Below are 22799 nucleotides of genomic sequence, written 5' to 3' on the forward strand. Positions count from 1 at the left end.
CCGTCGGAGTAATTCAAGCAACAGGCTTCACACTCGACAACGGCCGCTCATGCGGCCGTTGTTGCATTCGTCGGGATCAACCCTTGATGACGCCCAGCTCGCGACCGATGCCTGTGAAGGCGGCAATGGCCCGATCCAGGTGTTCGCGTGTATGCGCCGCGCTGATCTGGGTGCGGATGCGTGCCTTTCCCTGCGGTACCACCGGGAAGAAGAACCCGATCGCATAAATACCTTCTTCCAACAAGCGCTCGGCGAATTTCTGCGCCAGCGGGGCATCGTGCAACATGACCGGGACGATCGGGTGGGTGCCGGGTTGGATTTCGAAACCGGCGCTGTTCATCTGCTCGCGGAAGTACACGGTATTCGCGGCCAGTTGCTCGCGCAGGTCGCCGGCGGCATCCAGCATCTCGAACGCCTTGATGCCGGCGGCAACCACGTGCGGCGGCAACGAGTTGGAGAACAGGTACGGCCGCGAACGCTGGCGCAGCAGTTCGATGACCTCCTTTTTCGCCGTAGTGAACCCGCCCACCGCGCCGCCCATGGCCTTGCCCAGGGTGCCGGTGAAGATGTCGATCTTGTCCAGCACGCCCTTGACCTCGGCCGAGCCGCGGCCGGTGGCACCAAGGAAGCCGGTCGCGTGGCATTCGTCGATGTGCACCAGCGCCCCGTATTTTTCCGCTAGCGCGCAGATCTCGTCCAGCGGCGCGATGAAGCCATCCATCGAGAACACGCCATCAGTGGTAATCAGCGTGGTCTTGCAGCCGGCGGCATCGGCCGCCTGCAGCTGCTTTTCCAGATCGGCCATGTCGCAGTTGGCGTAACGGAAGCGCTGCGCCTTGCACAAGCGCACGCCATCGATGATAGAGGCATGGTTGAGGCTGTCGGAGATGACCGCGTCATCGGGCCCCAGCAACGGTTCAAACAGACCGCCGTTGGCATCGAAGCACGCCGCGTAGAGGATGGTGTCCTCGGCCCTGAAGAACGTGGCGATGGTCTGCTCGAGCTGCTTGTGCAGGTCCTGGGTTCCGCAGATGAAGCGCACCGAGGCCATGCCGAAGCCGTGGCTGTCCAACGCGTCCTTCGCGGCCTGGATCAGGTCCGGATGGTCGGCCAGGCCAAGGTAGTTGTTCGCGCAGAAGTTCAATACCGTCCGGCCATCGGCCAGCGTGATCTCGGCCGATTGCGGGCCGGTAATGATGCGTTCGGCCTTGAACAGGCCCTGCTCGCGGATTTCGTCGAGGGTGTCTGTGTAACGATCGGTCAAAGACATGGATGTCTCCGTTTTTGTAGGAGCGGCTTCAGCCGCGATGAGGTGTCGGGACAGGTCGCGGAAGCCGCAGAGACGAGCTGTGTCGCGGCCGTCCATGGCGCAGCGGAGCAGGCTTCGGATCGTCCGGCCCGGCCATCCTTGGCCGGGCTTTCGCGGACGCGTCAGATGCCGATAGGGCATCTGCCAAACGCGTCAGCTCACCCAGCTGAGCACGATCTTGCCGGATTTGCCGGCTTCCATCAGGTCGAAGCCCTGCTGGAACTCGTCCACCGGCAACTGGTGGGTCAAGGCCTTGCCGAGCGGGAAGCCGCCGAGCACCAGCTGGGTCATCTTGTACCAGGTCTCGTACATCTTCCGGCCGTACATGCCGTGCAGGGTGAGGCCCTTGAAGATGATCTTGTCCCAGTCCGCGCCGGCGCCCTGGGGCATGATGCCAAGCATCGCGATCTTGCCGCCGTGGTACATGCAATCGAGCATGTCGTTGAACGCGCGCGGGTTGCCGCTCATCTCCAGGCCGACATCGAAACCCTCCATGTGAAGGTCTTTCATCACGTCCTTGAGTGAAGTGTTGGCGACGTTGACCACGCGCGTCGCACCCATGTCGGCTGCAAGCTTCAGCCGGTAGTCGTTGACGTCGGTGACCACCACGTTGCGCGCGCCGATATGCTTGCAGATGCCGGCGGCAATGATGCCGATCGGGCCGGCGCCGGTGATCAGCACGTCCTCGCCGACGACGTCAAACTCCAGCGCGCAGTGCGCGGCGTTGCCGTAGGGGTCGAAGAACGCAGCCAGCTCGCTCGGTATCTGGTCCGGGATCGGCCACAGGTTGGTGGCCGGCATCACGATGTATTCGGCGAATGCGCCGTTGCGGTTCACGCCGATGCCGACGGTGTTGGGGCACAGGTGCTGGCGGCCGCCTCGGCAATTGCGGCAATGGCCGCAGACGATGTGGCCCTCGGCCGAGACGCGCTGGCCGACCTTGTACCCGGTCACGCCGGGGCCGACCTCGACGATCCGCCCGACGAATTCGTGGCCGATCACCAAGCCGGGCTTGATCGTGCGCTGGCTCCACTCGTCCCACAGGTAGATGTGCAGGTCGGTGCCGCAGATCGCGGTTTTCTCGACCTTGATCAGCACCTCGTTGGCGCCGGCTTCCGGCACCGGTACCTCCTCCATCCAGATGCCTTTGGTGGCTTCGCGCTTGACCAGCGCCCTCATGGTTTGCGGGATCGGGCGCTGGGTGGGTTGGGCTGCGATAGAGGGCATTTCGGACCTGGCGGAGTCTGACGAGTGAGGCGCCAATTGTACCGCTGCGGTGTTATTCATCCGTGGCGTGACCGTTGGCGGTTGCCGACAGCGGCCTGCTTTGCCTATGGTCAACGGTTCGACCATGAATACCGGGGCCAACATGAACCTTCGAATATTGCCCGTGGCGCTGATTGTCGCGTTCGCGTCCACTGCCGCAGTTGCCGACGAGGGCATGTGGCAACCCAGGCAAATGCCCGAGCTGGCCGCGCAGCTGAAAGCGCGCGGATTGCAGATGGACCCCGCTGCGCTGTCCAACCTGGCCGGCAAGCCGCTCAACGCGGTCATCAGCCTGGGCGGTTGCACCGCGAGTTTCGTCTCGCCCCAGGGTTTGGTGGTGACCAACCATCATTGCGGCTACGGCGCGATCCAGTACAACTCCACCCCCGAGCGCGACCTGCTGGCCAACGGCTTTGTTGCCGGGACCCTGGCCGAGGAGCTGCCCGCCGAGCCCAATGCGCGCATCTACGTCACCCAGGACATCCGCGACGTGACCGACCAGGTCACCGCCGATCTGGAGGGTCTGGACGGCAAGGCACGTTTCGACACCATCGAGGCGCGCAACAAGGCATTGGTGGCCGAGTGCGAGCAACCCGGTGGCCTGCGCTGCAACGTCTACAACTTCAATGGCGGCCTGCAGTTCTCGCTGATCCGGCAGCTGGAGATCCGCGACGTGCGGCTGGTGTATGCCCCACCGGATTCGATCGGCAAGTTCGGTGGTGACGAGGACAACTTCGAATGGCCGCGCCACACCGGTGACTGGAGCTTCCTGCGTGCCTATGTGGGTGCCGATGGCAAGCCGGCGGCGTACTCGAAGGACAACGTGCCGTACCAGCCCGAGAGCTGGCTGACGGTGTCGCAACAGCCGTTGCTCGAAGGTGATTACGTGATGGTGACCGGCTATCCGGGGTCCACCGATCGCTACCGGCTTCCGGGTGAGGTGCGCGAGGCGATCGAATGGCGCTACCCGACGATGATCGCCTACTTCGGCGACTACCTCGCGGCGATTGAGCGCAACACCAAGGGCGACAAGGCGGCGGCATTGAAGTACGCCTCCACGGTGGCGGGCGTCAACAACGTGCTCAAGCTGTATCAGGGAAACCTGGACGGGTTTGCCCAGATGGACGATCCGGTCGGGTTGAAGCAGGCCCGCGAGCAGGCACTGGAGGCCTGGCTGGCCGAACGCGGCGCGCAAGGCAAGGCCCCCTTGGCGGCCATCGACGCGTTGGAGAAAGAGCTGGCCGGCGCGCGGGCGACCCGGGACCGTGATTTGTGGTTCGACAGTGCGGTTGGCGGTGGGCTGGGCGGGGTGGCCGTGAGCCTCTATCGCAACGCGATCGAGCAAGCCAAGCCTGACGCCGAGCGCCGTGTCGGCTACCAGGACCGTGATGCGCCACGTATCGCCGGCCGCCTGACCGCGTTCGACAAGCGCTATGACCCCAAGGTCGACAAGGCCTTGATGGCGCTGCGCCTGACACGGTATGCCGAGCGCGTGCCGGCGGTGCAGCGGGTACCGGAGCTGGACCAGTGGCTGGGCATCGGCGCCGATGACAAGACCATTGCCGGCCTCGATGCCAAGCTGGACACCTTGTACGCAAGCTCCACGCTCGACGATGTTGACGCACGCCTGAAGTGGCTGGAGGCCGACAAGGCCGCCATTGAAGCTTCCGATGATGCGGCGCTGGATTTTGCGGTGGCGATGATGCCGGCGTTGCTGCGGATGGAGGCCGCCGACGAAGCACTCAGCGGCCGGGTCTCGGCGCTGCGACCGCAATACATGCAGGCGATGATCGATTTCAACCAGTCCCAGGGCACGCCGGTCTACCCGGACGCGAACAGCTCGTTGCGGATCACCTTTGGCACGGTGCGCGGCTATTCCCCGCGTGATGGCGTCGAGATGATCCCGTTCACCACCCTGGATGGCATCGTCGCCAAGACCACCGGCGAGGAGCCGTTCATCACCCCGCAGGCCGAGCTGGATGCGATTGCCGCAGGCAAGGGTGCGCAGTACCGGATGGAATCGCTGGGTGACGTGCCGGTCAACTTCCTCAGCGACGTGGACACCACCGGCGGCAACTCCGGTTCGCCCACGCTCAACGCCAATGGCGAATTGGTGGGCCTGCTGTTTGATGGCAACTACGAAAGCCTCAGCGCCGGCTGGATCTTCAACCCGGAGCTGACCCGTTCGATCCACGTCGACACGCGCTACATGCGCTGGGTGATGGACGAGGTCGACCACGCCGACCGCCTGCTGGAAGAAATGGGGTTGCCACATGACTGATCATTGCCGGGTGGGATGCGGGCCATCCCCGCGCGTCGGCTCGGCCGGCAAGTCGATGCGGCTGGCGTTGCTGGCCGCGGTCGCGGCATCGTGCGCGACTGTCGCCCATGCCGACGAGGGCATGTGGTTGCCGTCGCAACTGCCGCAGATCGCCACCCAACTGCGCGATGCCGGCTTTGAAGGCGACCCGGCGGCGTTGGCCGACCTGACCCGGCCGCCGATGAGCGCGGTGGTCAAGGTCGGTGGCGGCACCGGTGCCTTCGTGTCCGCGGATGGCTTGCTGCTGACCAACCACCATGTTGCGTTCGGCGTGATCCAGTACAACGCCAGCGCCGAGCGTGACCTGATCGAGGAGGGCTTCATCGCCGCCGACCGTGCCGGCGAGCTGCCGGCCAGTCCGGACTTCCGGGTCCGGGTGACGACCGGCTTCGACAAGATCACCGACCGTATCGTGGCCAATGCGAAGGGCAAGCAGGGACGTGCCTACTTTGATGCGATCGACGCGGCCGAGAAGGCGGTCGTGGCCGAGTGCGAGCAGGTAGCGGGTAACCGGTGCAGCGTCGCCAACATGCATTACGGCGCCGATTTCTACCTGATCACCCAGTTGGAACTGCGCGACGTGCGGCTGGTCTATGCGCCGCCCGATGCGATTGGCGGGTTTGGCGGGGAGGTCGACAATTTCATGTGGCCACGCCACAGCGGAGACTTCACCTTGCTGCGGGCCTATGTGGGTCCCGACGGTCACCCGGCCGCCTACTCGACCGACAACGTGCCTTTCACGCCGCCGGCCCACCTGCAGGTCGCGACCGAGCCCGTCGTCGCCGGCGACTTTGCGATGCTGGCCGGTTACCCGGGCCGGACCTACCGGCACCGGATGGCGTCGGAGTTCGAAAGTCAGGTCGAATGGCAGCTGCCGTCGCGGGTCGCTCTGTACGATGGACTGATCACGACCATCGAGGCGGCCATCGGCGGCGACGCCGACGCCAGGGTGCGTTACGCATCGACGCTGGCTGGCCTGGAGAACGGTCTCAAGCGTGCCCAGGGTGAACTGGACGGTCTGGCCGTGAGCAACGCGGTCGCCGTGCGCCGTGCCGACCAGCAGGCCATGCTGGATTGGCTTGACACCCAGCCGGATGCGGCGGCGACCCGGGCCGACATCGTGGCAGCGCAAGCGGTCCTGGACGAAGCCCGGGACGTGCGTGAGCGCGACCAGCTGTTGAGCACGATCATCCGGCGGACCCAGTTGCTCGATTCCGCCGTGACCTTGCAGCGACTCGCCCTGGAACGTGGCAAGCCTGACCCGCAGCGCGAGTCGGGCTACCAGCAACGCGACGAAGCCTTGATCGAAGGCGGACTGAAGCAAGTCCAGCGCCGTTATGTGGAGTCGGTGGAAAAGGCGGTCCTGGCGGACCTTCTGGCCCAGTACAACGCGTTGCCTGCGCAACACGTGGCCGAGTTCGACGCGGTGTTTGGCACCACGCCGGACGCGGTCAACGCCAGCCTCGACGCCATGTATGCCGGTTCCGGACTGGATCAGGAAGCTGCGCGGCTGGAGTGGTTCCATGCCGATCCGGCCACGGTGGCCGCGGCGGATGATCCCTTGCTGCAAGTCGCCGCGGCACTGATGCCGGCGATCATGCGCATGGAAGCCGAAGACAAGGCCCGCGCCGGCGAGTTGCTGCGCCTGCGTCCGGCCTACATGCGCGCGCTGATTGCCTATCGCCAGTCACGCGGCGAGGCGGTGTATCCCGATGCCAACTCCACCTTGCGGGTGAGCTACGGCCAGGTCAGCACGATGGAGCCACGTGATGGCGTGCGCTACCTGCCGTTGACGACGGTCGACGGCATCGTGGAGAAACACACCGGGCAGGCCCCGTTCGATGCGCCGGCGCCACTGCTGGAGGCGATCGCCGAGGGCGACTTCGGCAGCGCCATGGATCCGCAGCTGGGCACCCAGACGGTCAACTTCATGACCAACCTGGACACGACCGGAGGCAACTCCGGCTCACCGATACTGGATGCGCGCGGGCAGTTGATCGGCTTGCACTTCGACAGCAACTGGGAAGCGGTCAGTGCCAGCTGGATGTTCGATCCCCGCTACAAACGGGCGATCCACGTCGACCTGCGTTACATGCGGTGGTTGTTGGCCAAGGTCTACCCCGCGCCGCATTTGCTGGAAGAGATGAATTTGCCACGGGGCTAGACTTGGTATCGATTGCTGGATTTTCTATTTTTCTTCGGAGTGGGCGGATGCGTTATTCGGTGTTGGCCGCAGCGATTGCGCTGGCGGCGGTGGTGGGGTCGGCGACGGCCGGTGAGGGGATGTGGGTGCCGCAGCAATTGCCGCAGATCTCCGATGCGTTGCAGAAAGCGGGCCTGGAGTTGCCACCGGAGCAGTTGGCGAACCTGACCGGCGACCCGATGGGCGCGGTGGTATCGCTGGGCGGCTGCACCGCCAGCTTCGTGTCGCCGCAAGGGCTGGTGGTGACCAATCACCATTGCGCCTATGGCGCGATCCAGCTCAACTCGACGCCGGAAAACAACCTGATCCAGGACGGGTTCAATGCTGCAACCCCGGCCCAGGAGTTGTCCGCAGGACCCAACGCGCGCATCTATGCGCTTGATTCGATTCAGGAGGTCACCGCCCAGGTCCAGGCCGCGATTGACGCCGCTCCTGACGCGCTTGGTCGCGCCCAGGCGCTGGAGAACACCCAGAAGCAACTGGTTGCCGAGTGCGAGTCCGATCCGGGCTTTCGCTGCCAGTTCTACAGTTTCTCCGGCGGCAACAGCTACCGGTTGTTCAAGAACCTGGAGATCAAGGACGTGCGGCTGGTGTACGCGCCGCCCAACAGCATCGGCAGTTTCGGTGGCGACGTGGACAACTGGATGTGGCCGCGCCATACCGGTGATTTCTCGTTCTACCGCGCCTATGTCGGCAAGGACGGCAAGCCGGCGGCGTATTCGCAGGACAACGTGCCCTACCAGCCGCCGCACTGGCTGAAGTTCGCCAGCCAGCCATTGCAGATCGGTGACTTCGTGATGGTGGCCGGCTATCCGGGACGTACCGCCCGCTATGCCTTGGCCGAGGAGTTTGACCAGACCGCGCAGTGGACGTATCCGACCGTCAAGGCGCACTACCAGGCGCTGGTGGATCTGGTCGATGCGGCCGGTGCACGCGACGAAGCCATCAAGGTCAAGTACGCCAGCACCATCCGTGGCTGGCAGAACACCATGAAGAATTACGGCGGCCAGTTGGAAGGTTTCGAACGGATCGATGCCAGCAAGACCAAGCACGCCGAGGAGGCGGCGGTACTGGATTGGCTTCGCGGACAAGGTGCCGAAGGCGAGGGCGCGCTGGCGGCACACGCGACCTTGCTGGAGCTGAACGATGCCGACAATGCCACCCGCGGCCGCGACCTGGTGTTTGGTCAGTTGCGCCGCACCGGAGTGATTGGCGCCGCGGTGGGCCTGTACCGGTTTGCGATCGAGGCCGACAAGCCCGACGCCGAGCGCGAGGCCGGCTATCAGCAGCGCGACCTGGTGAGGTTTGAGGGCTCGCTGGAGCAGATGGAGCGCCGCTACGACGCCGGCATGGATCGCCAGTTGCAGCAGTACTGGCTGCGCGAATATGTCGACTTGCCGCCGGCGCAACATATCGCCGCGCTGGACGCGTGGCTGGGCGGCAATGACGAGGCGGCGGTACAAGCGGCACTGGACCGGCTGGCAAAGACCAAACTGGGCGACCTGGACACGCGCCTGGCGTTGGTGAAGGCCGACCGCGCCACTATCGAGGCAAGTGACGACCCGGCCTTGCAGCTGGCGGTGGCGGTCATGCCGGCAATACTGGCCAGCGAGAAGCAGGCCGAGACCCGTGATGGCGATGCGCTGTTGGCGCGACCGGCGTACCTGCAGGCGGTGGCCGACTACAAGGCGGCCCAGGGCGAATCGGTATATCCGGATGCGAACTCATCGCTGCGCATCACCTTCGGCAACGTGCAGGGCTACACCAAGCCCGATGGCACCCGCCTGCCGCCGTTCACGACCCTGGAACAGGTGGCCGCCAAGGCTACCGGTGTGGAGCCGTTCAATGCCCCGCAGGCGCAGCTCGATGCGATCGCGGCGAAGAACCATGGCGGTCTGGCCAGTGACGAGCTTGGTACGGTGCCGGTCAACTTCATGGCTGACCTCGACATCACTGGTGGCAATTCCGGCTCGCCGGTAATGGACGCGCGCGGTGAGTTGGTCGGTTTGGTGTTCGACATGAACTGGGAGAGCGTCAGCTCCAACTGGGTGTTCGATCCGGCCATGACCCGGGTGATCGCCGTCGACGGCCGCTATCTGCGCTGGATCATGCAGGAAGTATTCCCGGCGCCACAGGTATTGCAGGAACTGGGCGTGCCCGAGCAGGTAGTGGACAAAGTAGTGGACAAAGTGGTCAACCAGACGCCATGAAGATCCTGCTTGCCCGCCACGGGGAAACGCGCTGGAACGCGGAAGGCCGCTACCAAGGTCAGGCCGATATTCCCCTGTCGGAGATCGGGGAGAGCCAGGCCCGCGCGTTGGGCGAGCGGCTGCGCGAGGTGTCCATCACCCGCGCGGTGGCCTCGCCGTTGTCACGCGCCCGGCGCACCGCCGAGTTGGCGCTCGGTGATCGCACCGGGATGTTGGCGATCGACCCGGACTTCAGCGAGATCGCTCACGGGACCTGGGAAGGATTGCTGGCCAGCGAGATCGGCGAGCGTGATCCCGACCGGTTACGGGCATGGCGGGACGCCCCGCACGAGGTGCTGATGCCGCAGGGCGAGTCACTGCAGCACGTATTCGACCGCGCCTGGCGTGCGCTGCTCCGCGCGGGCGATGGCCTGGGCGACGACGACACCCTGTTGGTGGTCGCCCACGATGCGGTCAATCGGGTCCTGCTATGCCACGTGCTGGCCATTCCGCTGCGCCGGCTATGGGGTTTTCGCCAGGCACCGACCACGTTGAACCTGCTGGAAGGTCCGGATATCGAACATCTCGACGTGGTCCGCCTGAACGATTGCAGCCACCACACCGCGCTGTTCGGCGAGGCCGTGCATCGCGCGCTGTAAGCGCGGATCATGTCCATCCCGGGCCATGCCCACCCCGTCTTGCGACCCGCGGCAATGAACCTGACCCAATGGCTCGAGCGGATCGAGCGTCTGCATCCCAAGTCGATCGACATGGGCCTGGAGCGTGTGCAGCAGGTTGCCGGCCAGTTGGGTCTGGGGCGGCCAGCGCGCGAGGTCATCACCGTGGGCGGCACCAACGGCAAGGGCTCGACCGTTGCATTCATCGAGGCGATTGCACGCGCCGCGGACTGGAAGGTAGGTAGCTACACGTCACCGCACCTGTGGCGCTACAACGAGCGGGTACGCATCGACGGAGCCTTGGCCAGCGATGCCGACATCGTCGCGGCGTTCGAGGCGATCGAGGCCGCCCGTGGCGAGGTATTGCTGACGTATTTCGAGTACGGCACGTTGGCAGCGCTGTGGCTGTTCGAGCGAGCCGGGCTGGACCTGGCGATCCTCGAGGTGGGCCTGGGCGGACGGCTGGATGCGACCAACATCGTCGACCCCGACGTGGCGGTCATCACCACCGTGGACCTGGACCACCAGGACTACCTGGGCAATGACCGCGAGACGATCGGCCGCGAGAAGGCCGGGATTGCCCGCGGATGGAAACCGCTGGTGCTGGGCGATGACGATCCACCGTCCAGCGTGCTGCGCCACGCGTATGCGATCGGCGCCTCGACGATCCGGATCGGTTGCGACTTTTTCGTTGACGTCGCCAGCACTGATCCGGCTGATGATGATGCTGCAGTCGATGCGGCTGATGCCGACACCGTGCCGCCCGGGCATTGGCGCTGGCGCGAAGTGGGCTGTCGAATCGACTTGCCATTGCCGCGGATGGCGGCCGCGGTGCAACTGCGCAATGCGGCCGTCGCGATCGCAGCGTTGCGCGCGCTGGAGTCGCCGCCATCGGCGGCCGCGATGATCCGTGGCGTGGAAACCGCAGACCTTCCCGGCCGCCTGCAACGTTTTGAACGCGACGGCGTGGAGCTGGTGGTCGATGTCGGCCACAACCCGCAGGCAGCGCGCGAGCTGGCCGGGTGGTTGCGCGCCGCGCCGCTGGCGGCCGCCGCCGCCACCCACGCGGTGTATGCCGCGTTGGCCGACAAGGACGTGATTGCGGTGGTCGGGGCATTGGCCGAAGTGATTGATCACTGGCACTTGGCCGGGCTGGTCGAGCAGGCTCCACGCGGGATCGCGGTGGAGGATTTCGCCGCGCGCCTGGTGGGCACCGAGGCCGCCTCGGGCAGCCGCCACGCCAGTGTTCCGGACGCTATTTCCGCCGCTCGCAACCAGGCACGAGCGGGTGACCGGATACTGATATTCGGTTCGTTCCATACCGCAGCGGCGGCGTTGGCCGCCTTGGACCCGACCGCCACCGCACCAGTCTGAACACCACCGGCCAACGCGCACGGCTGCCTGGCGGCACACGCGTATAATCGGCCGGGCTCTTCACTTCGTTGCTTGCGAGATCCGATGGAACCTGCCTTGAAACAGCGCCTGATCGGCGCCGCCGTGCTGGTCGCGATCGCCGTAATCTTTCTGCCGATGCTGATCAAGGGCCCGGCGCCAGAGAGCGGCGTGTCCGATGTTCCGCTGGAGATGCCGAATGCGCCCGAGGGCGAGTTCGAAACCCGCGAGCTGCCGTTGGTCACGCCCGCGGCTGCCGATGGTTCCAGCGTGACCGGGCTGGGTGCCCGTCCGGTGGACCCTGCCGATGGCGGCAACTTGCCGACGGTGGATACCCGGGCGCCAGATACCGGGCCCGCTGACAGCGGCACCGTCGATGCCGCACCGGCCGCGAACGGTAATTACGCCGTCAGCTTTGGCAGCTATGCCAGCGCTGGCGACGCCAAGCGGGTTGTAGAGGCGCTGCGCAACGCACAGCTGCCGGGCTACCAGGAGACCACGACCACCGGTGATCGCACGCTGTACCGGGTGCGAGTCGGACCGTACCAGTCACGCGCCGCCGCCGAGGCTGGCCGCCTGGGTGCCTCGCGTGTGCGTGACGACGTCGGCTCCAAAGTGGTCGTATTGAACGCCGATGCCGCCGAAGCGGAAAAAAAGCCGATCGCCGCGACCGGGCCAGTTGCTTCGAAGCCGGCGCCACCGCCGGCTGAAGAACCTATCCCGGTAGACAGCAAACCCGCCGCCAAGCCTGCTTCACCTGAACCGGCTGCGACAAAACCGGTTGCCGCCGCCAAGCCCGCAGATCCTACCCCCGCAGATCCCACCCCAGCCGCCAGCGCGGTGGGCTTTGCCGTCCAGTTGGGGGCATTTGCCAGCCACGCGGATGCCACCAAGTTGCGTGATCGCGCGCGCGCGCTGGGTTTGAGTGCCTTTGTCGAAACCGTCACCACCGACAAGGGCCCGTTGAACCGGGTACAGGTCGGACCGGTGGCCGATCGCGCCGCGGCCGAGAAGCTCAGGGCGCAGGCGGCAGCCAAGCTGGGCATCACCGGTTTCGTCCATTCACACCCGTGAGGGCTGAGTGGTTGCTGCGATGAGTCCAATCGACTGGGTGTTGCTGGCAATTGTTGGCGTGTCCGCGCTATTGGGCCTGATGCGGGGCCTGATTGGCGTATTGGCGTCGCTGGCGGCGTGGGTGCTGGCGGGTTGGGCGGCATTCCAGTTCGGCGCGCAAGTCGCGTTGATGTTGGCTCGCGATGGTGAACCAGGCGCTGGCCACTTGTTTGCCGGCTATGCGCTGGCGTTCATCGTGGTGTTGCTGGTGGTTGGACTGGTGGGCTGGGCGGTGCGCAAAATGATCCATTCCGTCGGCCTGTCGGGACCGGACCGGATGCTGGGCCTGCTGCTGGGCATCGCGCGCGGGGCGTTTATCGCTTGCGCGCTGCTGCTGCTGCTCGGGCTGACCGAGTTGCCCCGCGAGAAGTCGTGGCAGGATTCCCAGCTGGTGCCGGTGTTCGTGCCGGGCGCGCAAATGATGCAGGCCTGGTTGCCGCAATGGGTCGCCAGCCAGGTGGACCTGCGCGGCGATTCGGACGCGCCGGCATTGATTTCCCCGGACCGGATGCAGGCACTGCCGGCGCTGCCAACGCCGGTCTTGCCTGGACCGGCGGACGACCCGGGATAATTCAGGGCAACCTTTCGCTCTCGCCAGAACTTCTGTCTTTCGCAACAAAACCCCAGCAACCAGGACTCACAGCCATGTGCGGCATTATCGGAATCGTCGGCCACAACGACGTCGCGGCTCAGCTTTACGACGGACTGATGGTGCTCCAGCATCGTGGCCAGGACGCGGCCGGCATCGCCGTCGCCGATGGCCGGCACCTTCGGTTGCGCAAGGGCAGCGGGCTGGTCAGCGACGTGCTCGACGACGTCTCGATGCGACGCCTGGTCGGTCACGTCGGCATCGGCCATTGCCGCTACCCGACCGCGGGAAGCGAGGGGGATGACGAAGCCCAGCCTTTCTACGTCAATTCCCCTTATGGCATCGCGCTGGCGCATAACGGCAACCTGATCAATGCCGATGACCTGCGCCGGGAGGTCTTCCAGCAGGACCGCCGCAACGTCAACACCGAGTCCGACTCGGAAGTGTTGTTGAACGTGTTTGCGCATGAGCTGGGTAACGGCGAGGCGCCCTCACCGGAAACCGCGTTCAAGGCGGTCACCGGGGTGTACCGGCGTTGCGTCGGTGGATACGCGGTGGTCGCGGTCGTGCTGGGCTTGGGGCTGGTGGCCTTCCGCGACCCCAACGGCATCCGGCCACTGGTGCTGGGCAAACGCACCGGCGTCAATGGCGATGAGTACGCGGTGGCGTCCGAGTCGGTGGCGTTCGACCTGACCGGTTTCCAGCGGGTGCGCGACGTGTTGCCCGGCGAAGCGGTGGTGATCACCGCTGACGGCGCACTGCATGCCCGTCAATGCGTGGCCCCCGGCGTGCATACGCCGTGCATCTTCGAGTACGTGTATTTCGCCCGGCCCGACTCGATGATCGACGACATTTCGGTGCACAAGGCACGGATGCGGATGGGCCAGAAGCTGGGCGAGAAGATCCTGCGCCTGCGACCGGACCATGACATCGACACGGTAATACCGATCCCCGATTCCTCCCGTGACGCGGCGTTGGAAGTGGCCAACGTGATGGGGGTGAAGTACCGCGAAGGCTTCATCAAGAACCGTTACGTCGGCCGTACCTTCATCATGCCGGGTCAGGAGCAGCGTGCCAGGTCGGTGCGCCGCAAGCTCAACCCGATCCCGCTGGAGTTCCGCAACCGGGTTGTGTTGCTGGTCGACGATTCGATCGTGCGTGGTACCACCTCGCGCCAGATCGTCCAGATGGCGCGGGACGCGGGTGCGCGCAAGGTCTACCTGGCTTCGGCAGCGCCGCCGGTGCGCCACCCCAATATCTACGGCATCGACATGCCGACTCGCGAGGAGCTGATCGCCCATCAGCGCTCCGAGGACGAGATCCAAAAACTGCTGGGCTGTGACTGGTTGATTTACCAGGACCTGGCCGATCTTGAGGACGCGGTTTCGGGGCCGAAGCACCGGCTGGAAAATTTCGACTCCTCGTGCTTCGACGGCGACTACGTGACCGGCACCGAGGCCGACTATTTCGAGCGGGTCAAACGCCTGCGCTCGGATGAGGCGAAGACCACGCGCCGGGCTTCGTGACCGCTAGCGTGGCCTCGCACGACCTGTTCCAGGCGGCGCGTGGCTGCCTGGATGCGGCCACGGCGCACGACAAGGTCGCCGCGACCGTGGCGGCAGGCGAAGCCTTTCGGTGTGGGACGTTGCTGATTCCGTCATCGCCGCCGCCGCCAATGCCGATCGGCATGCCCGGACGCCCGGTGCGGCCGGCGCTGGTGTCGCCGCGCCAGTTGCCCAAACGCGGCTTCGGCACGGACGCGGGGCGCGCGGCATTCATCCATGCCATCGCGCACATCGAGTTCAATGCCATCGATCTGGCATGGGACGCGGTGTATCGGTTCCGCGGACTGCCGCCGGCGTTCTACGCGGACTGGGTCGGCGTGGCGGTGGACGAGGCGCGGCATTTCACGCTGCTGCGCAATCGCCTGCAGGAGCTGGGTTACGACTACGGCGACTTCGACGCCCACAACGGCTTGTGGGAAATGGCAGTGAAGACCGCGCATGACGGCCTGACCCGGATGGCGTTGGTGCCGCGGGTGCTGGAGGCGCGGGGGCTGGACGTGACCCCGGGCATGATCGACAAGCTGCGCGGGCTGGGTGACCACGCCACCGTTGCCATCCTGGAGGTGATCCTGCGCGAAGAGGTCGCCCACGTGGCCGCCGGCTCGCGCTGGTTCCGCTGGTATTGCGCGCGCGCCGGAGTCGCACCGGCACCGAAGTTCCGCCAGCTGCTGAGTGAATATGCCCGCGATGTCCTGTACGGGCCGTTCAACCTGCAGGCGCGCAGCGAGGCGGGATTTGACGAGGAAGAGTTGGCGATGTTGCTGGACGCGGTGGAAAACCGGGCCGCAGTCACTGGGCGTTGATCGGGACCTGCTAGTTTCCGGGGTCACTCTGGCTGACCAACGGAAACCCTCCATGATGAAGATTCGCCCGCTGTTGTTGCTGTCGATCTCCGCCTGCACGGCGGCCGCCCTGCTGGGCTGCCAACCTCAATCGCCGACCCCGACGGACACCACGCCGGCCGCCGACAGCTCCGCGGATGCCGCCATCGACGCGCCGGCGGTGAATGAACCAGACCAGCCGATCACCCGGTTGCACGCACATGGCAACGAGCCATTCTGGTCGGTAAAGGTCGATGGCGACACGCTGATCTACACCACGCCCGAGATGCAACCGGGCAAGCAGCTGACCGCTGAGCGCAGTGACCACGCCACAGGTGTCACCTTCAACGGTACCGACGGTGGCAAGGCCTTCGTCCTGGACGTCACGGGCGGGCAGTGCCAGGACTCGATGTCGGGTGAGATGTTCGAATACACGTCCACGTTCCGCTACGACGGCAGGGAATTGACCGGCTGCGCAGGCGCAACTTCCGAATGACCCGTGACGCCGATGCCGTCCCATTGTGCTGAGGCGTCGGCCCTGGTTTCGTAGCCGTGTTCAGTGTCCTGGTTCTGGGGCTATCCCAGCGATTCCAGCGCATGGCCTTCGCGGGTCACGCGCAGCACCGAACCCTGTTCGTACCAGTCGCCCAGCACGATCCGCTCGCAGGCGCGGCCGGCAACTTCGCTTGAATGCACCGCCGGCCGATGGGTGTGACCGTGGATCATCGTGTCGATGCCGAAGCGGGTGAAGGTTTCCGCGACCGTCGCCGGCGCGACGTCGGTGATGGTCTCCATCGTCCCTTCCGACTTCAGCCCCGACTGGTGCGCCTTGCTGGCCGCTCGCGCCTGCTGCGCGAATGCCAGGCGGGCAGGCAATGGCTGGGACAGGAATTGCGCCTGCCATGCCGGGTTGCGGGTCTGGGCGCGGAACTGCTGGTAGGCGAGATCATCGGTGCACAGGGTGTCCCCGTGCAGCAGCAGGGTGGGGCGGCCATACAGCACCACCACGCTGGGGTCGGGCAGGATCGCCATCCCGGCGCGACGGGCATAGTCGTTGCCAAGCAGGAAATCGCGATTGCCATGCATGAATGCCACCGGGGTTCCCGCCGCGCTTACCGCGTGCAGCTCGCGGGCGACGAAGGAGCCGGTATCGGACGGGTCGTCGTCACCGACCCAGGCTTCAAACAGGTCGCCAAGGATATACAGCGCATCCGCGCCGGCGGCTTGCTCGCGCAGGAAACGGCCGAACAGCTCGGTGATCTGCGGGCGCTCGGCGTCGAGGTGGAGATCGGAGATGAAGAGCGTGGTCATTGGGGCATTGTAGGGGGCGAAACCGTCCGTCCCGCACGGTCGGCAGCGGCAGCGGCTAAAATCGACGGACTTCCCCCTGGAGTTGTCCCGCATGAGCTGCCGCACCCGCTTCGCCCCCAGCCCGACTGGTTACCTGCACATCGGTGGGGCACGTACCGCGTTGTACTGCTGGCTGGAGGCGCGTCGTCGCGGTGGCGAGTTCATCCTGCGGATCGAGGACACCGATCGCGAACGCAGCACCCAAGAGGCAATCGACGCCATCCTGCAGGCGATGCAATGGCTGGGACTGGATTTTGATGAAGGTCCGATCTACCAGACCCATCGGCTTGAGCGCTATCGCGAGGTGGCCGAGCAACTGGTCGCCTCCGGTCACGCGTATTACGCCTACGAGACCAAGGCCGAGCTGGAGGCCATGCGCGAGGCCCTGGTTGCCGCCAATGAGAAGCCGCGCTACAACGGCGCCTACCGCGACCAGGACGCGGGCTACCGCGAGGATCCCAACCGGGTAATCCGCTTCAGGAATCCGCGCGATGGCGTGGTCGCCTGGGACGACAAGGTCAAGGGCCGGATCGAGATCAGCAACACCGAGCTGGATGACCTGGTGATCTTCAGACCGGGCGGCTACGCGACCTACAACTTCGCCGTCGTGGTCGATGACCTCGACATGGGCATCACCGATGTCGTCCGCGGCGACGACCACGTCAACAACACCCCGCGCCAGATCAACATCTACCAGGCCCTGGGTGCGACCGTGCCGCACTTCGCACACCTGCCGATGATCCTGGATCCGGAAGGCGCCAAGCTGTCCAAGCGCACCGGCGCGGCGGATGTCATCGAGTATCGCGACGCCGGCTACCTGCCGCACGCGTTGCTCAACTACCTGGCGCGCCTGGGCTGGTCGCACGGCGACCAGGAGATCTTCTCGATCGACGAGATGAAGTCGCTGTTCGATCTAAAGGATGTCCACTCCAAGCCCGCACGGCTGGATCCGGCCAAGCTTGGCTGGCTCAACCAGCAGTATCTCAAGAGCGACGACCCGGTGGCCGTCGGCAGGCACCTGCAATGGCATTTGCAGCAGCAGGGACTTGACCTGGACAAGGGCCCGGCGGCGGCCGATATCGTGGTGGCCCTGCGTGACCGCGTGCAAACCCTGAAGGAGATGGCCGGGCGGGCCGCGGTCTGGTTTGGTCCGCTGCTCGAATACGACGAAGCCGCAGTTGCAAAACACCTCAAGCCGGCGGCACGTGCACCGCTTGCCGGTGCGCGGGAACGGCTCGCGGCGTTGCCGGAATGGACCGCCGACAATGTTGGCGTCGCCCTGCACGAGACCGCCACCGCATTGGAACTGGGCATGGGCAAAGTTGCCCAGCCGCTACGGGTGGCGATCACCGGCACCCAGGTCAGCCCGGATATCTCGCACACGGTGTACCTGGCCGGACAGGTCGAGGCACTGAAGCGGATCGATGCGGCGCTTGATAAAGTGGCGGTCGAGACCTAGATCATGCAACAACGAAAGGTCATATGAGGTCCTGGCCATGACCCGCGCCCCTGCCTGCACCGATCCGAAACACCACGTCCACGATGGCGATGCCTTCGTGCGCGAGGTCGAGCGTGTCTGCGCGCAACGCAACCTGCGGTTGACGCCGCTGCGGGCCAGCGCGTTGCGCCTGATCGCCGACGCCGGCCGGCCCATGAAGGCCTATGAGCTGCTCGACCAGATGAAGGCGACCCATGACGCCGCCGCACCGCCGACGGTCTATCGTGCGCTGGACTTCCTGTTCGAGCACGGCTTCATCCACAAGCTGTCCTCGATCAACGCCTTTGTCGGCTGCCACCACCCCGGCGGCGAGCAGCACGCGGTGCCATTCCTGATCTGCGACAACTGCCAGTCCGCCACCGAACTGGAAGACGATTCCATCGTGGAGGCATTGGAGAAGCGCGCCCGTGCCCTGGGCTTCCTGCCCCGCGCACAGACCCTGGAAGTCCACGGCCTGTGCGCCCAGTGCGCCAGGGAAGCGGCGTAGCTGCGCTCAGAAGAACGCGCGCACGCCAAACGCGATGCCGCGGCCGGGCAGCGGTGACAGGTCCTTCAGGAACGAGGTATGCGGGCGCGCTTCCTCGTCTAGCAGGTTGCTGCCGTCCAGGAAGATCTCCCATGCGTTGCCATGCGCGGTGTCCACGTGCCAGGCCAGGTGCGCGTCGACCAGGGTGTAGCCCGGCGTGGCAGTTTCATCCGTCGCCACATGGTCCTGCTTCATATAACGCACGGCACCCACGGAGGCGCGCCATGCATCGTGGTTCCAGCTCAGCTCGCTGCCGACGCGAGCCGGGGCGATGCGCGGCAGGTTGCCGTCCAGTGCGATCCGGGCAGCGTGACGGTGGGTGTGTTCGCCGTGAAATACGCGCAGATCGACATCGCGGCTGCCGCCTTCGTCCAGCTCGCCGCGCACGATGTCGCCAAACACGCGAAGGTCCCATGCACCGCTGGCGTTGTCGGCCAGCATGACCGTCGCTTCGGCCTCCATGCCGTGGAAGCGCGCATCGGCCTGGTTCCACAGGTGGACGGTGGTGCCACCATCGGTCAGCGTCGCGCCCGGATCGCGCAACGACTCCAGCGTGCTCAGGTAGATGAAGTCGTCGTACTTGATTGTGTAGGCGGCCATGCCCAACTGCACGCGTTCGCCGTGCCAGCGGAAGCCGAGCTCGAGCCGGTTCGCGGTTTCCACCTCCAGGTTGTGATCGCCGATCTCGATCGTGCCGGTCGCCACGTGCAAGCCGTTGGAGTAGAGCTCCTCGGCGGTTGGTACGCGTTGCGCGCGATCCAGGCCCAGCGACAGGTGGAACGTGTCGTTGACCTCCCACTTCACCGCAGCCGACGCGCTTTGGGCCTCGAACTTACGAGAGGTTCGCCGTTGCGGCGCCAAGGCCTGCGCGGCGGAATCAATCCGGTTGCGGTCGTGGCGGGCACCAAGCTCCAGCTTGACCGGGCCGAAGTTGCGCTCGCCGATCCAGAACAGGCCGGTGTCGCGACCCTCGGTGGCCGGCACGAATGCCTCCGCGCCTACCGCGTTGAAGTCGCGCTCCGACAGCTGCACTCCGAACGCGCCACGCCATGCGCCCCATGGCTTGTGTACCACCTCCAGGCGTGCTTCCTTGCTGGTGTTGTCGAATACCGTGCCGACATCGTGGCCTTCGAATTCGGTATGGGTGTACTCGGTATCGGCGAACTTCAGCCGCAACGACTCGAACACGCCGACGTCGTCCAGGCCGGCACGCAGCTCCGAGCGGCGCTGGTCCATGACGATGCGGACGGCGTCTTCGCCGTGCTCATCTTCGTCATGCGCGTGGCCATGATCGTGGTCATGACCGTCATCGCCACCATGGGAATGGCCCGGCACGCCGTAGCGCGTGTTGAACAACGAGTGGCCGATACCGATGAAGCCGCGCTCACCGATCCATGACACGCCCAATGCGCCGCTGTCAGTACGTACGGCGCTGTTGGGCAGGGTGCCGGCAGTGGACGGGTCCGGGATTTCGCCTTCCTCGGCGAGATGGCGCGCACTTTCGGGGAAACCGGGAATGTCGTAGTCGCCGGTCTCGCGATGCAGCGCGTCGACATGAAACACCAGATTTCCCGATGCCGACGTGCCATCCAGCCGCAGCATCCCGGTCTTCTCGTCGTTGACGCTGCCGGCGCGCAGTTCGGCGCGGCCCTGCAGCGGTGCGGTGGTGACCGTTTCGGGGATGCGGCCGTCGATCACATTGACCGCCCCGCCGATGGCGCCGCTACCGTAAAGCAGGGTGGAAGGGCCTTTCAGGACTTCGATCTGCTCGGCGAGGAATGGCTCGATACTGACGGCATGATCGGCACTGAGGGTCGACACATCGCCAGCGCCAAGCCCATCACTGAGGACCTGGACCCGGGCGCCATCGAAGCCGCGGATGATCGGCCGGCCGACGCCGGGCCCAAAGTAGGACGACTGCACGCCTGGGAGCTTGTTCACCGTTTCCCCCAAAGAGTTGGCCTTGGCGGCATCGAGTCGCTCACCGGCCAATATCTCCACGGGGTGAACCAGATCCTCGGCAGTGGCGGGCAGCAGGTTGGCGCGCACTTTCACGGCGGTCAGGTCGGTCGGCTGGTGGTCGTGGGCGGGCACGCTTGGCGGCTCGGCGGCGAACGCTGGCAGGGCGATGGCCAGTGCGGCAACCAGTGGCAAATGACGAGGAAATGAGCGTTTGGGCATAAGAATCGGCTACAGTGGCGTGGACGGGGATCCGTAATGTTATATTATAACAATACGAACTCATCCCCCATAGGTCACGGTCCCCATGTCTCCACAAACCCGCCGCATTCTCGATCGCCTCGGCGCTTACGGCTCAATCCTGTGTGCCATCCATTGCGCACTGTTGCCTGTGGTGATCGCCTTGTTGCCCGCGTTGGGGCTGATCAGCATGGGCAACGACCGCTTTGAACAGGCATTCGTGGTCTTTGCAACATTGTTGGGGCTGTTCAGCCTGATCCAGGGTTATCGACGCCATGGCGTCGTCCGTGCGTTGGGGTTGTTGATCCCCGGCTTGCTGGTGCTGTGGCTGGCGGTGTTGTACGCGCCGCTGCACCACAGCCTGGTCCCGCACGCGATCGCAATGACCTTTGGCGGTACCCTGGTCGGGTTGGCACATGTGGCCAATCTGCGGCTGAACCACGGTCACGTCCACGACGCCAGCTGCGCGCATTGACGGTTCGCTGGCGATAATCGGCGTGTTACCCTACGCAGCTTCCCGCGCCACGTGCGGCCCTGGTGCTCCACGCCGGCGCCCGCGCCTCATGGGCGGGTTTATCGCTAGTTTTCCATCTATACATCCGGGAGCAACATCATGGGCAAGGGCGACCGTAAAACCGCCAAGGGCAAGCGCTTCAACTCCAGCTACGGCAACTCCCGCTCGGCCGTAACCAAGGCCACCGGCACCGCCGCCGCGCCAGTGGTGAAGAAGTCCGCTGCCAGCAAGGCTGTCAGCAAGGCCGCAACGAAGAAAGTCGTGGCCAAGAAGACCGTCTCCAAGGAGTAAGCATCGGCGTATTGCCGTTGTGACTGAAAAGCCCCGCATTGCGGGGCTTTTTCATGGCACGGCACCGGACCCATGACGATATACACGGGAAGCCACGGACACCGAGGGGTTAGGTTCGGTGGACGTCAAACGGAACGCAGACCCCATGTCGAATGCCAGCCAGAAGTACCTCGCCATCTATTCCGGTGTACTCACCGTAGCCTTCGGTGCCATCGTGCTCAGCGGTGCCACTTCGATCCGCAGCGAGAAGTTCGACGTGATCGACGTGCAGCGCATCAACGTGCGCGAACCCGATGGAACGCTGCGAATGACGATCTCGAATATGGACCGGTTCCCGGGGCTGTTCATTGATGGAAAACAGTATCCGCATGAGCGCGAGGTCGCCGGAATGCTGTTCTTCAACGATGAAGGCACCGAGAACGGTGGACTGGTCTTTGCGGGAAGCAAGGACGCCGATGGCGAGGTCAGTCACGGTGTCCACCTGAGCATGGACCAGTACGAACAGGACCAGGTAGTCACGCTCAACAACATCGAATCGGGTGGACGCCGGCGCAGCGGATTGACCGTGAGCGATCGTCCCGACCGCCCGCTCCTGCAAGACATCAAGGCGCGCGCGATGCTGGACGCAATGCCCGAGGCCGAGCGCGAGGCGCTGATGAACGAGCGTCGAGCCGACAATTACTACGGTGCCAACCGCCTGTTCGCGGGCCGCAATGGTGACCAGGAGTCGGTGCTTAACCTCATGGACGCGTCTGGCAATACTCGACTGCGCCTGAAGGTGGCGCCGAACGGCGGCGCCTCGATCGAATTCCTGGATGCCGAAGGCAAGGTCACCGGGTCGGTCACGCCGGAGACGCTGCGGGACTGAATGACGGCGGTGACCGTGTATCAAGCCAATAAGCATCGGCGTATTGCCGTTGTGACTGAAAAGCCCCGCATTGCGGGGCTTTTTCATGGCTGGGTAGTGGCTGGCGAGG

The 22799-nt window shown here is 65.2% G+C and carries 19 protein-coding genes; 15 read left to right on the plus strand and 4 right to left on the minus strand.

Features of this window, described 5'->3' with window-relative positions:
- Nucleotides 1-76 precede the first annotated feature (76 nt).
- Together kbl and tdh are read right to left on the minus strand one after the other, a co-directional pair.
- Complete coding sequence (gene kbl / locus ACW7G1_RS04400; RefSeq protein ID WP_456978506.1) at nt 77-1270, minus strand: glycine C-acetyltransferase; 1194 nt, start codon at nt 1268-1270, stop codon at nt 77-79.
- Nucleotides 1271-1462: 192 nt separating this feature from the next.
- Nucleotides 1463-2500, minus strand: coding sequence for an L-threonine 3-dehydrogenase (tdh, locus tag ACW7G1_RS04405; protein ID WP_456978846.1), 1038 nt, complete (start codon nt 2498-2500; stop codon nt 1463-1465).
- A 178-nt stretch (nt 2501-2678) separates the two neighbouring features.
- On the opposite strand from tdh, the gene ACW7G1_RS04410 reads away from it, so the two are divergent.
- The 10 genes from ACW7G1_RS04410 (at nt 2679) to ACW7G1_RS04455 (ending at nt 15940) form a co-directional block, all read left to right on the plus strand.
- Nucleotides 2679-4856 (plus strand): S46 family peptidase, encoded by a 2178-nt coding sequence (locus ACW7G1_RS04410; RefSeq protein WP_456978507.1) that lies wholly within the window; start codon nt 2679-2681, stop codon nt 4854-4856.
- 55 nt (nt 4857-4911) lie between these two features.
- Nucleotides 4912-7059, plus strand: coding sequence for a S46 family peptidase (locus ACW7G1_RS04415; RefSeq protein WP_456978847.1), 2148 nt, complete (start codon nt 4912-4914; stop codon nt 7057-7059).
- 47 nt (nt 7060-7106) lie between these two features.
- Nucleotides 7107-9308: a S46 family peptidase gene (locus ACW7G1_RS04420; protein ID WP_456978508.1), complete on the plus strand. Its 2202-nt coding sequence runs from the start codon at nt 7107-7109 to the stop codon at nt 9306-9308.
- On the plus strand, nt 9305-9946 hold the full coding sequence (locus ACW7G1_RS04425; RefSeq protein WP_456978509.1) for a histidine phosphatase family protein: 642 nt from the start codon (nt 9305-9307) through the stop codon (nt 9944-9946). Before ACW7G1_RS04420 ends, ACW7G1_RS04425 begins: the two co-directional genes overlap by 4 nt.
- 54 nt (nt 9947-10000) lie before the next feature.
- Nucleotides 10001-11338: a bifunctional tetrahydrofolate synthase/dihydrofolate synthase gene (folC, locus tag ACW7G1_RS04430; protein WP_456978510.1), complete on the plus strand. Its 1338-nt coding sequence runs from the start codon at nt 10001-10003 to the stop codon at nt 11336-11338.
- Between the two features lie 84 nt (nt 11339-11422).
- Entirely contained in the window at nt 11423-12430 is a 1008-nt protein-coding gene (locus tag ACW7G1_RS04435; RefSeq protein WP_456978511.1) for an SPOR domain-containing protein, read from the plus strand.
- Between the two features lie 19 nt (nt 12431-12449).
- On the plus strand, nt 12450-13040 hold the full coding sequence (locus tag ACW7G1_RS04440; RefSeq protein WP_456978512.1) for a CvpA family protein: 591 nt from the start codon (nt 12450-12452) through the stop codon (nt 13038-13040).
- 74 nt (nt 13041-13114) lie between these two features.
- Nucleotides 13115-14584 carry an amidophosphoribosyltransferase gene (gene purF / locus ACW7G1_RS04445; protein ID WP_456978513.1) on the plus strand — a complete coding sequence of 490 codons (1470 nt, stop codon included), beginning with the start codon at nt 13115-13117 and terminating at the stop codon, nt 14582-14584.
- An 8-nt stretch (nt 14585-14592) separates the two neighbouring features.
- On the plus strand, nt 14593-15426 hold the full coding sequence (locus ACW7G1_RS04450; RefSeq protein ID WP_456978514.1) for a ferritin-like domain-containing protein: 834 nt from the start codon (nt 14593-14595) through the stop codon (nt 15424-15426).
- A gap of 52 nt (nt 15427-15478) precedes the next feature.
- Nucleotides 15479-15940 (plus strand): COG3650 family protein, encoded by a 462-nt coding sequence (locus tag ACW7G1_RS04455; RefSeq protein ID WP_456978515.1) that lies wholly within the window; start codon nt 15479-15481, stop codon nt 15938-15940.
- An 80-nt stretch (nt 15941-16020) separates the two neighbouring features.
- Here the strand turns inward: ACW7G1_RS04455 and lpxH are convergent, their stop codons facing one another.
- A complete protein-coding gene (gene lpxH, locus ACW7G1_RS04460) occupies nt 16021-16755 on the minus strand; it encodes a UDP-2,3-diacylglucosamine diphosphatase (RefSeq protein ID WP_456978516.1) in 735 nt (244 codons plus the stop codon).
- 91 nt (nt 16756-16846) lie between these two features.
- On the opposite strand from lpxH, the gene gltX reads away from it, so the two are divergent.
- The gene (gene gltX, locus ACW7G1_RS04465) at nt 16847-18253 is read left to right on the plus strand and encodes a glutamate--tRNA ligase (protein ID WP_456978517.1); all 1407 of its coding nucleotides are present in this window, start codon (nt 16847-16849) and stop codon (nt 18251-18253) included.
- Nucleotides 18254-18290: 37 nt separating this feature from the next.
- On the plus strand, nt 18291-18779 hold the full coding sequence (locus ACW7G1_RS04470; RefSeq protein ID WP_456978518.1) for a transcriptional repressor: 489 nt from the start codon (nt 18291-18293) through the stop codon (nt 18777-18779).
- A 6-nt stretch (nt 18780-18785) separates the two neighbouring features.
- On the opposite strand, the gene ACW7G1_RS04475 is transcribed toward ACW7G1_RS04470, so the two are convergent.
- Nucleotides 18786-20999: a TonB-dependent receptor domain-containing protein gene (locus ACW7G1_RS04475; protein ID WP_456978519.1), complete on the minus strand. Its 2214-nt coding sequence runs from the start codon at nt 20997-20999 to the stop codon at nt 18786-18788.
- An 85-nt stretch (nt 21000-21084) separates the two neighbouring features.
- Here ACW7G1_RS04475 and ACW7G1_RS04480 point away from each other — a divergent pair, with 85 nt between their 5' ends.
- The 3 genes from ACW7G1_RS04480 (at nt 21085) to ACW7G1_RS04490 (ending at nt 22690) form a co-directional block, all read left to right on the plus strand.
- Nucleotides 21085-21492, plus strand: coding sequence for a MerC domain-containing protein (locus ACW7G1_RS04480; RefSeq protein WP_456978520.1), 408 nt, complete (start codon nt 21085-21087; stop codon nt 21490-21492).
- Between the two features lie 138 nt (nt 21493-21630).
- Nucleotides 21631-21822 carry a 30S ribosomal protein THX gene (locus ACW7G1_RS04485; RefSeq protein WP_456962183.1) on the plus strand — a complete coding sequence of 64 codons (192 nt, stop codon included), beginning with the start codon at nt 21631-21633 and terminating at the stop codon, nt 21820-21822.
- 145 nt (nt 21823-21967) lie between these two features.
- Complete coding sequence (locus ACW7G1_RS04490) at nt 21968-22690, plus strand: hypothetical protein (RefSeq protein ID WP_456978521.1); 723 nt, start codon at nt 21968-21970, stop codon at nt 22688-22690.
- Nucleotides 22691-22799: the final 109 nt, after the last annotated feature.

The organism is Lysobacter sp. A378 (assembly GCF_054052125.1).